The sequence below is a fragment of the Mesorhizobium sp. B2-4-3 genome, assembly GCF_006442815.1.
GTDB lineage: Bacteria > Pseudomonadota > Alphaproteobacteria > Rhizobiales > Rhizobiaceae > Mesorhizobium.
This window is the reverse complement of sequence record NZ_VFVL01000006.1, coordinates 191,030-204,590: the sequence shown is the minus strand read 5'-3', so window position 1 is coordinate 204,590 and position 13,561 is coordinate 191,030. Positions and strand designations below refer to the sequence as shown.

At 64.6% G+C, this 13,561-nt stretch carries 11 protein-coding genes; 5 read left to right on the top strand and 6 right to left on the bottom strand.

Going from position 1 to position 13,561, the window contains the following annotated elements; translation table 11 throughout:
- Window positions 1-9: 9 nt before the first annotated feature.
- The 3 genes from ehuB to FJ956_RS09270 form a co-directional block, all read right to left on the bottom strand.
- A complete protein-coding gene (gene ehuB, locus FJ956_RS09280) occupies window positions 10-861 on the bottom strand; it encodes an ectoine/hydroxyectoine ABC transporter substrate-binding protein EhuB (RefSeq protein WP_140643249.1) in 852 nt (283 codons plus the stop codon).
- A 113-nt stretch (window positions 862-974) separates the two neighbouring features.
- Window positions 975-1,760, bottom strand: a complete 786-nt coding sequence (gene ehuA, locus FJ956_RS09275; protein WP_140675175.1) for an ectoine/hydroxyectoine ABC transporter ATP-binding protein EhuA — start codon at window positions 1,758-1,760, stop codon at window positions 975-977.
- Window positions 1,761-1,896: 136 nt separating this feature from the next.
- Window positions 1,897-3,282, bottom strand: coding sequence for a PLP-dependent aminotransferase family protein (locus FJ956_RS09270; RefSeq protein ID WP_140675172.1), 1,386 nt, complete (start codon window positions 3,280-3,282; stop codon window positions 1,897-1,899).
- Between the two features lie 83 nt (window positions 3,283-3,365).
- On the opposite strand from FJ956_RS09270, the gene FJ956_RS09265 reads away from it, so the two are divergent.
- From FJ956_RS09265 to FJ956_RS09250, 4 genes are all read left to right on the top strand, one after another.
- A complete protein-coding gene (locus tag FJ956_RS09265; protein ID WP_140675169.1) occupies window positions 3,366-3,851 on the top strand; it encodes an Lrp/AsnC family transcriptional regulator in 486 nt (161 codons plus the stop codon).
- 412 nt (window positions 3,852-4,263) lie between these two features.
- On the top strand, window positions 4,264-5,757 hold the full coding sequence (locus FJ956_RS09260; RefSeq protein ID WP_140675164.1) for an NAD-dependent succinate-semialdehyde dehydrogenase: 1,494 nt from the start codon (window positions 4,264-4,266) through the stop codon (window positions 5,755-5,757).
- Between the two features lie 36 nt (window positions 5,758-5,793).
- On the top strand, window positions 5,794-7,173 hold the full coding sequence (locus tag FJ956_RS09255) for an aspartate aminotransferase family protein (RefSeq protein WP_140675161.1): 1,380 nt from the start codon (window positions 5,794-5,796) through the stop codon (window positions 7,171-7,173).
- 8 nt (window positions 7,174-7,181) lie between these two features.
- Window positions 7,182-8,282: an alcohol dehydrogenase family protein gene (locus FJ956_RS09250; protein WP_140675158.1), complete on the top strand. Its 1,101-nt coding sequence runs from the start codon at window positions 7,182-7,184 to the stop codon at window positions 8,280-8,282.
- A gap of 24 nt (window positions 8,283-8,306) precedes the next feature.
- On the opposite strand, the gene FJ956_RS09245 is transcribed toward FJ956_RS09250, so the two are convergent.
- From FJ956_RS09245 to FJ956_RS09235, 3 genes are read right to left on the bottom strand one after another with little or no spacing between them, the layout of a single operon-like run.
- Complete coding sequence (locus FJ956_RS09245) at window positions 8,307-10,271, bottom strand: (Fe-S)-binding protein (protein ID WP_181170146.1); 1,965 nt, start codon at window positions 10,269-10,271, stop codon at window positions 8,307-8,309.
- A 1-nt stretch (window position 10,272) separates the two neighbouring features.
- A complete protein-coding gene (locus tag FJ956_RS09240; protein WP_140675151.1) occupies window positions 10,273-11,235 on the bottom strand; it encodes an electron transfer flavoprotein subunit alpha/FixB family protein in 963 nt (320 codons plus the stop codon).
- 3 nt (window positions 11,236-11,238) lie between these two features.
- Entirely contained in the window at window positions 11,239-12,003 is a 765-nt protein-coding gene (locus FJ956_RS09235; RefSeq protein ID WP_140675148.1) for a hypothetical protein, read from the bottom strand.
- Between the two features lie 291 nt (window positions 12,004-12,294).
- On the opposite strand from FJ956_RS09235, the gene FJ956_RS09230 reads away from it, so the two are divergent.
- Window positions 12,295-13,500, top strand: coding sequence for a substrate-binding domain-containing protein (locus tag FJ956_RS09230; protein ID WP_140675145.1), 1,206 nt, complete (start codon window positions 12,295-12,297; stop codon window positions 13,498-13,500).
- Window positions 13,501-13,561 lie beyond the last annotated feature (61 nt).

Here is a 13,561-nt window from a genome sequence, read left to right as displayed (position 1 = left end):
AAGAAGCCCCTACTTCGCCGAGCAGAGCTTCTCGCGCGTCGTCGACATCGCGGCCGCGGCCGAGAAGCCGTAGGGCTCGATGATCTTGGCGAACTCGCCGGACTTCTTCATCTTGGCGAGCTCGACGTCATAGGCATCGCGCAGCGCCTCGTCGCCCTTCTTGAAGGCGGCGCCGTCGCAATAGACCGGCGCGCCGACCACCGGGGCGATGACGTCGAGGTTCGGGTCGTTGGCTTTCTTGACCAGGTCGTTGATCGAGAGCACCGGCAGCGAATAAGCGTCGATGCGGCCGTCCTGCACCATCTTCAGGCCGCTCTGGCCGTCCGGCACGACGATGACGCGGTCGCGCGGCACGCCGGCATTCAGCGCCAGCTTCTCCTCGGTGCCGCCGCCAGGCGCGCCGACGGTCGCCGACGTATCCTTGGCGATGTCCTCATAGCTCTTGAAGCCCTTCGGGTTGCCCTTCTTCACCAGGAGCGCCTCGGCATCGCAAAGCACCGGCTCGGAATAGGCGACCGCTGCGCAGCGCTCCGGCTTCATGAACAGGCCCGCAGTGACGACGTCGAAGCGGCCCGCCTGCAGGCCGGGGATCATGGCGCCATATTCGGAGATGGAGGCCACGACATCCGCGACGCCGAGCCGCTTGAAGATCTCGCGCGCAACGTCCGGAGCCGCGCCCGAAACCTTGCCGTCGGCGGCCACCGCCGTATAGGGCGGCTCGTTGGCGATGGCGAGGCGGGCGAAGCCCTGCGCCTTCAACTGCTCGAGCTTGCTGTCGTCGGCCGAACCCGCGCTCGTGGCGGCGAGCATGGAGGTCAGCGCGAGGCCGGCGACGCCAGCCAGAATGCCAAGTTTCTTCATTGTTCCCAACTCCTTGTTTGTCTTCTTGGTTTGCTTGGTTCGGGACGGCCTCTGGCCGCCCGTGGACGGCTTACGCCGCCCCGAGACGACTACGTCGCTCGTTTGCATTGCGGTCAGACGCGATGTCCGGCCGCGATGATCTTCTTCAGGAAGCTCTGGGTTCTTTCCTGTTTGGGATGGCGGAAAATCTCATCGGGCTTGCCTTCCTCGACGATCCGTCCGCGGTCGAAGAACAGCACGCGATCGGCGAAGTCGTGGGCGAAGCCCATCTCATGGGTGACGAGCAGCATCGTCATATCGGTCTCGGCGGCGAGCTTGCGCATGACGTTGAGCACTTCCTCGACGAGCTCCGGGTCGAGCGCCGAGGTGACCTCGTCGAACAGCATGATCTTGGGCGACAGCGCCAGCGCTCTTGCGATCGCCACGCGCTGCTTCTGGCCGCCGGAAAGCTGCGCCGGCATCGCCTTCGCCTTGTCGGCGAGGCCGACCATGTCGAGCAGCTCCATCGCCCGCTTCTCGGCGGCGGCGCGCGCGACGCGCTTGGTCAGCATCGGCGCCAGGGTCACATTGTCCATGACGCATTTGTGCGGAAACAGATTGAAGAGCTGGAAGACCATGCCGATCTTCTGGCGCATCCTGGCCAGGTGCCGCTCGTCGGCCGGCAGCAGCTGGCCGTTCCGCTCCATGTGGTAGAGCTGCTCGCCGTCGACCTGGATATGGCCGCCGTCGATCTTCTCCAGCGTCATCAGGATGCGCAGGATCGTCGTCTTGCCGGAGCCGGACGGGCCGATCAGCGCCAGCTTCTCGCCGGGCATGACCTGCATCGACAGGCCGTCCAGCACCTTGAAGGAGCCAAAGCTCTTGGAAATCGCATCAACCTTGATGATGGGCGCGGGCAATCCATTTCCCCGTTCTGGAGAAGCCTATGCCCTTAACGATGCGAAACGTGCCAAATCATGTCAATTGGGAAAATAATATCATGACAATATTTCCAGCGCGACACAATTTCAGGGCAATCTGAACTCCATTTGTGCATCAGATGGCGAGCAGGAGATGCTCCGGGTCGCCGAGCAACAGCTTGGCGACAACGCTCAGGCCCGCGCGCAGTTCCCCTTCGGTGGTCGATCCGAGCGAGATGCGCACGGCCGGATGCCAGGGCGTGTCGGCGATGCGGAACGAGGTGCCCGGCGCGATCGCCACTCCGCGCAGGCGCGCTTGCGCGACAAAGCTCTCCTCGGCACGTTCTCCCGGCAGCTCGAGCCACAGATGCAGCCCGTCGCGGTGGACGCGATAGTCGACGCCTGTCAGCATTTCGGCGGCAATCTCCTGGCGCCGCTTCAACGCCCCGCGCTGCCAGTTGACCAGTTCCATCGCCGTGCCGTCGCTCACCCAGCGCGTCGCGATCTCCGCCACCATCGGCGTCGCCATCCAGTTGGAAACGAGGTGGCGGTTGGCGACGGCGGCGACATAGCGGTCCGGCACCGCAAGGTAGCCGATGCGCAGGCCGGGCACGGTAATCTTGGTGAAGGAGGTGACGTAGAGCGTCCGCTCCGGCGCAAAGGCGGCAACCGCTGGCGGTCGGCCTTCGACCAGCGGGCCGAGCACGTCGTTCTCGATGATGGCGATGTCGTGCTTGCGGGCAACCGCCGCAATCTGCTCACGACGGGTGGCGTCCATCAAGGTCGCCGTCGGGTTGATCACCGATGGCTGGACGAAAACTGCGCGAATGTCTGACAGGCGGCAGGCCTCGTCGAGCGCTTCGGGGACCAGCCCGTTGCCGTCGATCGGCAGGCCTTCGAGGTTGAAGCCGAGATAGCGGGCGAGCGGGATCAGCGTGTGGTGACCGATCGCTTCGGTAGCGACCGTCGAGCCGGGCGGCGCCACGCTCATCAGCGCCACCGTCATGCCGGCGGTCGCACCGTTGGTCAGGCTGATATTCTGCGGCGAGGCTTCGAGGCCGCAAAGCTTCAGCCATTCGACCGCGACCGCGCGGTGGCGCGGGAAAACCATGTTCGGCCGGAACGACAGCGCCGAGCTCGATGGCAGGTTCTCGGCCAGCCAGCCCAGCGCCTGCTTCAGTTTCTCCAGATGCATCGGCTCGCAGACCGGCTTCAGGATCGAGAGGTCGATGACCTCGCCCAGCCGTTCCGGGATGTAGGGCGGTTCGGGCTCGCGACGCTGCGTCTGCACGAAACTGCCGCGGCCGACCTCGCCGGAAATCAGTCCCCGGCGGATCAACTCCTCATAGGCGCGGCTGACGGTCTGCACCGAAAGCTTCAGATCGTCGGCCAGCCGGCGATGGGTCGGCAGCCGCGTGCCGTTGGCCAGCCGCCCGTCATGGATGGCGCGCGCGAACTGGTCGGCCAGCGAGAGATAGGCCGGCCGGCGGATAAGAGCAGGATCTGGCTGCCAAAATGTCATGACTTATTAGAGATCGAAATCAGTCCAATTGACAATCGAAATAATGCATCGTCATGGTGTCTGCAACGAAAGGCGGATCCCGCATGGCGGCAGCGAAACTCGACCCGATCGACCTCAGGATTCTCGATGCCATCCAGCGCGACGGGCGCATCACCAAGCTGGCGTTGGCCGAGAAGGTCGGCCTGTCGCCGACGCCGTGCTGGATGCGGCTGCGCAAGCTGGAGAAAGCCGGCATCGTCTCCGGCTATCACGCCGCGATCGCCATGCGCGCTATCGCGCCGGTGGCGACCGTGCTGATGGAGGTGACCCTGGCCAACCACCGCCAGGCCGACTTCGATCGTTTCGAGCGGGTCGTTCGCGATGTTCCGGAGATCGTCGCCTGCTGGTCGGTGGGCGGCGGCGTCGACTACGTGCTGAAGGTGATGGCGCGCGACATTGACGCCTATCAGCGTCTGGTCGACGGCTTGCTTGAGCGCGAGATCGGCATCGACCGCTATTTCACCTACATCGTCACCAAGACGGTCAAGGATGAGGCCGTGCTGCCGGTGGCCGATCTGCTGCCGGAATAAGGGTGAGTCACGATCAGTGTGGAGATTAGCCGAAACGTCCGCTACTTCGTCATCCACGGGCGGAGCAAGGAGCGAAGCGACGCGGCGCAGACCCGAGGATCCATTCCGTGACTTTGAGGCGTTGCAACGGTGCAGAATTCTGCTCCGCTGTGTCCCTTCGATCAAGGTCACGGAATGGATCCTCGGGTCTACGCGTCCGCTTCGCTTCCGCTCCGCCCGTGGATGACGAAGTTGTGGATGCTCGGCCAATTTCACCGTTTGGTGGCATCCGACGGCTGGCCAGCTAGAGAGGTCGTCTGCTTCCACACGCCAGTAGAGACAATCTCTCTCTATCAGCCTGCCGAAACAGCCCCTTTGTCTCGATCGCGCGACTAGTCTCTCCATATCGCCTCGGCACCGGGAGACCCGACTGATGTCCGCGCACTTTGCCCGTACCAACCACCATGACGCGCTCGACCGCCTCGCCGATCGCCGGCTGTTGCGCGCGCTCGCCTATATCGATGGCCACTGGACGGCGAGCGAAGCGGCGGCAAGTTTTGAGGTAACCGATCCGGCCACCGGCGCTACCGTCGCCTTCGTGGCCGCGCTCGATGCCGCCCAGACGACAAAGGCGATCAATGCCGCGTCGCGTGCGTTTTCCGTCTGGCGCTCGGCGCTGCCGCACGAGCGCTCGAAAATCCTGCGGAAATGGTTCGATCTGATCATCGCCGCCAAGGACGACCTGGCGCTGCTGATGACGCTCGAGCAGGGCAAGCCGCTGAAGGAATCGCTCGGCGAGATCGACTACGCCGCCTCCTTCGTCGAATGGTATGCCGAGGAAGCGAAGCGCCTCAACGCCGAAAGTGTAACCAGCCATCTGCCGAATGCCGAGATGTCGGTGCGCCGCGAGCCGCTCGGCGTGGTCGGCGTCGTGACGCCGTGGAATTTTCCGTCGGCCATGCTCACCCGTAAGGCCGCCGCAGCGCTTGCCGCCGGCTGCACCATCGTGGCGCATCCGTCTTCGGAAACGCCGCTGTCTGCTTTGGCGCTGGCCGAGCTCGGTGAGCGCGCCGGGCTGCCGGCAGGCGTCTTCAACGTCGTCACTGGCGATGCGCGCACGATCGTCGCGGCGATGTGCGCCGACGCGCGAGTCCGCGCGATGAGCTTCACCGGCTCGACCGAAGTTGGCCGGCTGATTGCCGCGCAAAGTGCCGCGACCATGAAACGGCTGGTGATGGAACTCGGCGGCCATGCGCCGCTGATCGTGTTCGACGACGCCGACATCGACAGGGCTGTGGCGATCGCGCTCGACGCCAAGTTCGCCACCTCCGGCCAGGATTGCCTTGCCGCCAACCGCATCTATGTGCAGCGGCCGATCTATGATCGCTTCTGCGCCGCTTTCGCCCGCCGCATCGAGCAGCTCCGCATCGGCAACGGCCTATCCGCCGACGCCGATATCGGGCCGCTGATGCACGAACGTGCCGTCAAGAAGGTCGAGGAGCAGGTGGCCGATGCGCTTAACCACGGCGCGCGCTGCCTGACCGGCGGCAAGCGTCACGCGGCCGGCCCGTTGTTCTATCAGCCGACGCTGCTCGTCGATGTGACGGACGCGGCTTTGATTATGCGCGAAGAGACCTTCGGCCCTGTCGCGGCTGTGACGCCGTTCGACGAAGAGGCCGAAGTAATCGCCCGCGCCAATGCCACCGAATATGGCCTAGTCGCCTATGTCGTTACCGAGAACGGTGGTCGCCAGGCGCGCATGGGCCGCGCCCTGGACTACGGCATGGTCGCGATCAACCGGGTCAAGATCACCGGCGCGCCGATCCCGTTCGGCGGCGTCAAGCAGTCCGGCATCGGCCGCGAAGGCTCGCGCCATGGGCTCGAAGCTTTTACGGATCTGAAATACCTCTGCCTGGATGTAGCCTAAGCGCCCGTCGGGGGAATCCGAACAAGGAGTAAAAAAATGCTCGAACAGTCCAACGAACTCACCGCCTGGGACCGCGACCACTTTTTCCATCCCTCGACGCATATGGGCACGCATGCGCGGGGTGAGTCACCCGCCCGCATCATGGCTGGTGGCGAAGGCGTCACCGTCTGGGACAACACCGGCAAGAAGAGCATCGATGCCTTCGCCGGCCTCTATTGCGTGAATGTCGGCTACGGCCGCCAGAAGATCGCCGATGCCATCGCCGAGCAGGCCAAGAACCTCGCCTACTATCACGCCTATGTCGGGCACGGCACCGAAGCCTCGATCACGCTCGCCAAGATGATCATCGACCGCGCGCCGAAGGGCATGTCGAGGGTCTATTTCGGCCTCTCCGGCTCTGACGCCAACGAGACCAACATCAAGCTGATCTGGTATTACAACAATGTGCTGGGCCGGCCCGAGAAGAAGAAGATCATCTCGCGCTGGCGCGGCTATCACGGCTCTGGCGTGATGACCGGTTCGCTGACCGGGCTCGAGCTGTTCCACAACGCCTTCGACCTGCCGCGCGCGCCGATCCTGCACACCGAGGCGCCCTATTATTTCCGCCGCGCCGACCGCTCGATGAGCGAGGAGCAGTTCTCGCAACATTGCGCCGACAAGCTCGAGGAGATGATCCTCGCCGAAGGCCCGGACACCGTCGCGGCCTTCATCGGCGAGCCGATCCTCGGCACGGGCGGCATCGTGCCGCCGCCGGCCAGCTACTGGCAGAAGATCCAGGCCGTGCTGAACAAATACGACGTGCTGCTCGTCGCCGACGAGGTGGTGACCGGCTTCGGTCGTCTCGGCTCCATGTTCGGCTCCGACCATTACGGCATCAAGCCGGACCTGATCACCATCGCCAAGGGCCTGACCTCGGCCTATGCGCCGCTTTCCGGCGTCATCGTCTCCGACAAGGTCTGGCAGGTGCTGGTCAAGGGCTCCGACAAGCTTGGCTCCCTCGGCCATGGCTGGACCTATTCGGCGCACCCGATCTGCGTTGCCGCCGGTGTCGCCAATCTCGAGCTGATCGATGAGATGGACCTGGTGAAGAATGCCGGCGAGACCGGCGGCTATTTCCGCGCCGAGCTCGCCAAGGCCGTCGGCGGACGCCGGAATGTCGGCGAGGTCCGCGGCGACGGCATGCTGGCTGCGATCGAGTTCGTCGAGGACCGCGACGACCGCGTCTTCTTCGATCCGGCGCTGAAGGTCGGGCCGCAGATCGCCACGGCGCTCGCGGCAAGCGGCGTCATCGGCCGCGCCATGCCGCAGGGCGATATCCTCGGCTTCGCGCCGCCGCTCTGCCTGACGCGGGAGGAGGCCGACGTCGTCGTCGCCAAGACCGCCGACGCGGTCAACAGCGTGCTTGCAAACATCTGAGAAGCGATATGAATGCCATGACCAGAACGATCCCTGCCACGATGGCCGCCGTGCAGCTTATCGGCCATGGTGGCCTGGAGAAGCTCGTCTACCGCACCGATGTGAAAGTGCCCGCGCCGGCTGCCGGCGAAGTGCTAGTCAAGGTCAGCGCCTGCGGCATGAACAACACCGATGTCTGGGTGCGCCAGGGCGCCTATGGCACGGAGGAGGATGCGGCTGCCGTGTCGACCTGGCGCCGCCAGGGCAACACGCTCACCTTCCCGCGCATCCAGGGCACCGACACGGTTGGCACCGTCGTCGCAGTCGGTGACGGCGTGCCTGCGAACCGCATCGGCGAGCGCGTCATGGTCGACTTCTCGATCTATAACCGCGACGACGATTCGCTGGCCGACATCGACTATATGGGCCACGGCCGCGACGGCGGATACGCCGAATACCAGGCGCTGCCGGCCGAAAACGCGCATGTCGTCGACACCGATCTGAGCGATGTCGAGCTCGCCACCTTCTGCTGCGCCTATCTCACCGGCGAGCAGATGCTGGAACGTGCCGCGCTGAAGGCCGGCGAGCGTGTGCTTGTCACCGGCGCCTCCGGCGGCGTCGGTTCCGGCATCGTGCAGCTGGCAAGGGCGCGCGGCGCCATCCCCTACGCGGTGGCCGGCAAGGGCAAGGAACAGGCCGTGCTCGACATCGGCGCCGAGAAGGTGATCACGCGCGGCGTGGCCGACCTGCTCACCGCAGTGAACGAAGGGACGGGCGGCCAGCCCATCGACGTGGTGGCGGATCTGGTCGGCGGCGCCATCTTCAACGACCTGCTGCGCATTCTGCGCCCCGAGGGCCGCTACACCACGGCGGGCGCCATTGCCGGGCCGGTGGTGCAGTTCGACCTCCGCACCATGTATCTGAAGCAGCTCCAGCTCCACGGCTCGAGCCAGGGCACGCGGGCCGACTTCCGTCGCATCGTCCGCTACATCGAGGACAAGAAGATCAAGCCGCTGGTCGGCGGCGTCTACAAACTGTCGGATTTCCACCGCGCCCAGACCGACTTCATGGGCAAGGACTTCGTCGGCAAGCTGGTGGTGGTGCCGGACGCAATGTGGAGCGGCGCTTGACCCCGCAAAGAGCGCTCGGCGCGGTCAGCCGTTGATCGCGCCGCCCTCGATCCGGTCGTAACCTTCAGCGGCGGGCGCTTCCCGCAGCCTGATCAACTCAGCCACGTCGACAACCTTCAACTGACCTGCCACGCCGAGCGCATCGGTGGCGGCTGTGTACATGACCTTGTCCTTGGGACAGGCGACGACAAAGATCCCGACGCCCAGGCCAAGCGCCTCGCGGATGCGATTTTCGCTGGGGCGCTCCTTGACGCCGTCGTCGCCCTGCCAGATGCGGCCGCCGCCGGCGCCGCAACAAAAGGAATTCTCGCGGCAGCGCGGCATATCGTGCAGGGCATAGCCCGCCGCCTTGATGAGGTCGCGCGGCGCGTCGAAGCCGCCATTGTAGCGGCCGAGATAGCAGGGATCGTGATAGGTCACCGTGGCGCCGCCCGCCGGTGCGATGTCGAGCCTGCCCGCCGTGACCAGTTCGGCAAGCAATGCTGTGTAGTGAAGCACCTCGAACTCTGCACCAAAATGACGATAGTCGTTCTTCAGCGCGTTCAGGCTGTGCGGATCCGTGGTGACGATGCGGTTGAAGCTGCATTCGCGGATCGCGTCGATGTTGGATTGGGCAAGCGTCTCGAACAGGCCTTCTTCGCCGACGCGCCTCACGTCGTTGCCGCTGTTGCGCTCGGCGTCGAAGAGGATACCGAAATCGACGCCGGCGGCCGTGAAAAGCTCGGCGACCTTGCGGGTCACATCCTGGACACGCGGATCGTAGGACGCGTAGTCGCCGACGAACCACAAGACGTCGACCGGTTCGCTGCGAGCGTCCTTGACCGGGAAGCCGAGCTCCTTCGTCCAGCGCGCCCGCATCTTGGACGGCTTGCCCATCGAGTTCCCTAGACGCGTGAGGTTCGACAGCGCGTCCTGTAGCATGGGGCTGACATGGCCTTCATCGACAAGATGGCGCCGCATGTCGATGATCTTGGGCAAATGCTCGATCTCGACCGGACAAGCCTCCATGCAGGCCCGGCAGGTCGTGCAGGCCCACAGCGTCTCTTCGGCGATCACGCCGCCCACCAGAGGTGTGGACGTCTCGTCCGCCAGCGCGTCGCGCATGTCGGTGATCAGCATCTTCGGGCTGAGAGGCAGGCCCGAGGCGTAGGCGGGGCAGACCGCCTGGCAGCGTCCGCATTCGGTGCAGGACAAGAGGTCGAGCTGCTGTTTCCAGTCGAATTGTGCAAGCGATGCCACGCCCGGATTCTCACGCTCCGGAGGCACCGCGGGCGCGGTCCCGGCCGGTTCGAGGTTGCGAAAATAGATGTTCGGCGCGGCCAGGAACATGTGCCGATGCTTTGAGCCCGGAATATAGACTAGGAAGGCGAGGATGGCGCCGATATGGACCCAATAGGCAATTTGCTCCGTCGGATGTGCCTGAACGCTCAAGACGCGGAGCAGATCGGCTACCAACGACGCGACCGGCCGCCATGACCCGTCGGCGCCGCCGACGATCCGCGCGCCGGCCTCGATCAGCAGGGATGAGACGATGAGCAGGATGAGCGCATAGATGATCGCCGCATCGTTGCCGCTCGATCCCCTGAACCGCGCCGGCTTCAGGATATAGCGCTGATAGACGGCCAGGCCGAGGCCTACCAGCATCAGCACCGCGAACAGATCCTGCAGCAGCGCGATCCAGCTGTCGCCACCGATCGGCGCCAGCGAAAAGCCGGGGAACAGGCGTGAGCCGAAAGCCTCGATCGTGACGGTGAACAGGACGAAGAACGAAACGAAGATCAGCGCGTGCAGGATTCCCGACAGCTGCTTGCGCAGCATCTTGCGATGCAGGCCGATCGCGATGGCGAGACCTTCCAGGCGGCGCCATGGCTGGTCGAACCGGCTTGCGCCCGGCGCCAGCGCCAACGTTGCGACGTAGCGGCGGGAGCGCCAAAGTGTCAGCGCGACGGCCGCCAGCGTGACGATCCACAGTATAGGCGTCTCGCTCATATCAGCGGCCGGTCTGCAGCCGCTCGCTGAGATTGGCGACGAGATCGAACAGGTCGCAGGTCGCGCCGAAATGCGCGACATTGAAGATCGGCGCCTTCGGATCGGTGTTCACAGCGATGATCAGGTCCGACTTCGACATGCCTTCGAGATGCTCCGGGGCGCCGGAAACGCCGAGCGCCAGATAGAGCTTCGGCTTGACCTTCTGGCCGGATTTGCCGACCTGCCGCACCTTCGGCAGCCAGCCGCTGTCCACCACCGGGCGGCTGCCGGCGATCTCCGCGCCAAGGATGTCCGCGAGACCGCGCGCGATGTCGATGCTGGCCTCGTCGCCGATGCCGCGGCCGACGCAGACGATCCGCTCGGCCGTCGTGAGGTCGACGCCGTCATAATTGGGAACCTCGACGCCGACGAGACGGACCTTGCCTTCGGCCACGACGGGCGTGGCGTCGGAATGTTGCAGCTTGGACGGATCGACCGCGCGCCGCTCGGCTTCGGCGAAGGCGCCGGGATTGACCATCAGGATGGCCGGCAAGGGCACACTGCATTCGGCGAGGATCTTGCCGCCATAGACCTGCGCGACGACGGCCAGCCAGTCGCCGTCGCGGCTGATTTCGTTGACATAGGAGACCAGCGGCCAACCGGTGCGCGCCGCGAGATCACCGGCGACGTCGAGCCCGTTGGCGGAGTATGGCACCAGCACCAGGCCCGGCTCTTCGGCTGCAACGGTATCCGCCAGCAGCCGCGCATAGGATTCGGCGGCGATGAGCTGGGTATTGCCGGCGCTCGCCGCGACAAGCCTGTCGGCAGCGCCGAGGCTCGTGACGGCGGGTTCCGGATCCTGGCCTGCGAAGAAAGCGACCACCTCGTCGCCGGCAGCGCCGGCCATGCGCGCCGCCGTGATCATTTCCAGCGAAAAGGGCTCGATCTTGCCGAATGAGCCTTCCGTGCAGGCGACAATCCGCATCGCTTAAACTCCTGCAAAGCCTTTGGCCGCCAGGATGCTGGCCAGCCTGTCGGCGACATTTTCGGGATTGTCTCCGAGATTTTCACCGGTGCCGCGCTGTCCAGGCAATCTCAGCGCGACGATCTCGGCCGATCTTTCGAACCCGGCGGGTTCGGACGCCGCCTTGCCCATGGCCGTCTTCGACGCCTCTCTAAGCTTGCTGCCCGAGACATAGCGCGGCGCCTTGGAGGCGGTCTGCACGCCAATCACCGCCGGCAGCGCAATCTCGTATGTCGCGGCGATGCCGCCGCCGCGCTCCTGCGTGACGCGAAGGGCGGAAGCCTCGATGCTCAGCCTGCTGGACCCGGAGACATGCGGCCAGCCGAGCCGGGCGCCGGCATAGGGCACGAGCTGGCCGAACAGATCCTCGGTCGACTGGACGCCGCAAAGGACGAGATCGGCGGCCTTCGAGCGGGCGAGCGCGACGATGGAACCGGCAATCGCGCGCGAGTCGATCATGCCGTCCGCTTCGGCCTCGAGCGCGATCGCCTCGTCCGCACCGCGGGCGACCGCCATCTGCAGCACGCGGTTACTTCCCTCGCCGATGGCGACGGCCACGACCGTCGCGCCAGCGGCTTCCTTCAAAAGGATCGCCTCTTCCAGCGCATGGTCGTCGAAATCATTGAGCTGGAAATCCAGCCATTCGCGGTCGATGCCGCGTCCGTCGCCCGTCAGTTCGAGCTCGCCAGCGGAATCCGGGATCATTCGCAGCACAACGAGAATTTTCAACGGTCGATCCTCCCCGGGCGTATCTCAGGCTTCCGGTACCTGCTGCCTATTAGATCGCAACCGTTGCTGCGCCCAATCGAGAAAATCGTAATAGCAGCTATTACAACTCAGGAGATTGACCTTCGCGGCGATGCGTCCGCTAATCCGAAGCGTTGGGAGGCTTGGGCAACCGGTTGTCGCCGGGCGCTTTGTATTTTTCGATATAAATTACGAAATAGACTATAAATTATCAAATTTTTACTTGGGGTAGGAACAATCGGTATCCAAAAGGGTGCCCAGGAGGAGGAAGGTATGACTATAAAGAGCATCTTGGATCAAAAGATATCTCGTGCGAGCTTCATCCGCAAGGCGCCCGCCGCGCTGGCGGCCGCCGGCGCCGTCTCGACCTTGGGACTCGGCGCGACCGCCCCCGCCGCGGCGGAAGAAACCAAGCCCGGCTATTACGGCGTGCCGCGGACCTGGATCTGGAATCCGAACGCCAACGCGATGGTCGATACGTCGAAGTGGAAGAAGGAAGGCCCCTATACGATCGGCTTCTCCAACGCCTCGATATCGAACGCCTGGCGCGTGGCGTTCCAGCACGGCGTGTTCTGGGCCGCAGGCCAGCATCGCGATGAGATCGCGCATCTTCTGGCGACCGACGCCAATGACGATCCCTCGAAGCAGATCGCCGACATCCAGGACCTGATCAGCCAGGGCGTCGACGTCTTGCTGATCGCCGCCGCCACGGAAGACGCGTTGGACTCCGTCGTCGGGCGCGCCATGGAGCAGGGCATTCCCGTCATCATGGTCGACCGCAAGGTGAAGACGGCGAGCAACTACATCACCTACATCACCGCCTCGGACTGGGCGCTTGGGCGTCTGGAAGCCCTGTGGCTGTGCGAGACGCTCGGCGGGAATGGCAACATCGTCATGCTGCCCGGCATTGCCGGCTCGAGCGTCGCCGAAATCCGCATCAAGGCGAACGAAGAGGTGTTCGGCAAGTTTCCCGGCATCAAGGTGCTGGAGAAGCAGTATTGCGACTGGAATCCCGCGACCGGCAAATCGGTGATGGCCGCACTCATCCAGAAGCACGGCAAGGAGATCAACGGCGTGCTGGCCGACAGCGCGCTGCAAGGCTCCGGCGCCGTCCAGGCCTTCCTCGCGGCGGGCTACAAGGACGGCGAAATTCCGCCGATGACCGGCGGCGATATCGCCTTGATGTATCAGCTGGCCTCCCAGCATAACATCAAGATGGTCGGCATCGACTATCCGACCTCGATGGGCATCACCGGCATCGAGACCGTGCTCGACGTCATGAAGGGTATCCCGGTTCCCGAAAAGGTCGAGGTCAGCTTCAACGTGGTGACCTCGCCCGGAGCCGATACTGTTTCGGTCAAGGGCGACCGGCACCTGCTCGACCATGTCAGCATGAGCGACCCGGGCGACCTGTCGCCGAGCAACGGCTTGCCGGCCGGATACAATCCGAGCACGTTCAAGCCCGATTATCCGAAGTAAGCCTCCCAGCCTGCCAGGGTGTGCGTTCCTTCGGACGCACACCCTGGCGTAACCGGAATTT

Bases quoted from the DNA above. Each gene is read 5' to 3' on its own strand.
- ehuB (WP_140643249.1), bottom strand. From the start codon at position 861: ATGAAGAAACTTGGCATTCTGGCTGGCGTCGCCGGCCTCGCGCTGACC.
- FJ956_RS09270 (WP_140675172.1), bottom strand. From the start codon at position 3,282: ATGACATTTTGGCAGCCAGATCCTGCTCTTATCCGCCGGCCGGCCTAT.
- FJ956_RS09265 (WP_140675169.1), top strand. From the start codon at position 3,366: ATGGCGGCAGCGAAACTCGACCCGATCGACCTCAGGATTCTCGATGCC.
- FJ956_RS09260 (WP_140675164.1), top strand. From the start codon at position 4,264: ATGTCCGCGCACTTTGCCCGTACCAACCACCATGACGCGCTCGACCGC.
- FJ956_RS09255 (WP_140675161.1), top strand. From the start codon at position 5,794: ATGCTCGAACAGTCCAACGAACTCACCGCCTGGGACCGCGACCACTTT.
- FJ956_RS09250 (WP_140675158.1), top strand. From the start codon at position 7,182: ATGAATGCCATGACCAGAACGATCCCTGCCACGATGGCCGCCGTGCAG.
- FJ956_RS09245 (WP_181170146.1), bottom strand. From the start codon at position 10,271: ATGAGCGAGACGCCTATACTGTGGATCGTCACGCTGGCGGCCGTCGCG.
- FJ956_RS09240 (WP_140675151.1), bottom strand. From the start codon at position 11,235: ATGCGGATTGTCGCCTGCACGGAAGGCTCATTCGGCAAGATCGAGCCC.
- FJ956_RS09230 (WP_140675145.1), top strand. From the start codon at position 12,295: ATGACTATAAAGAGCATCTTGGATCAAAAGATATCTCGTGCGAGCTTC.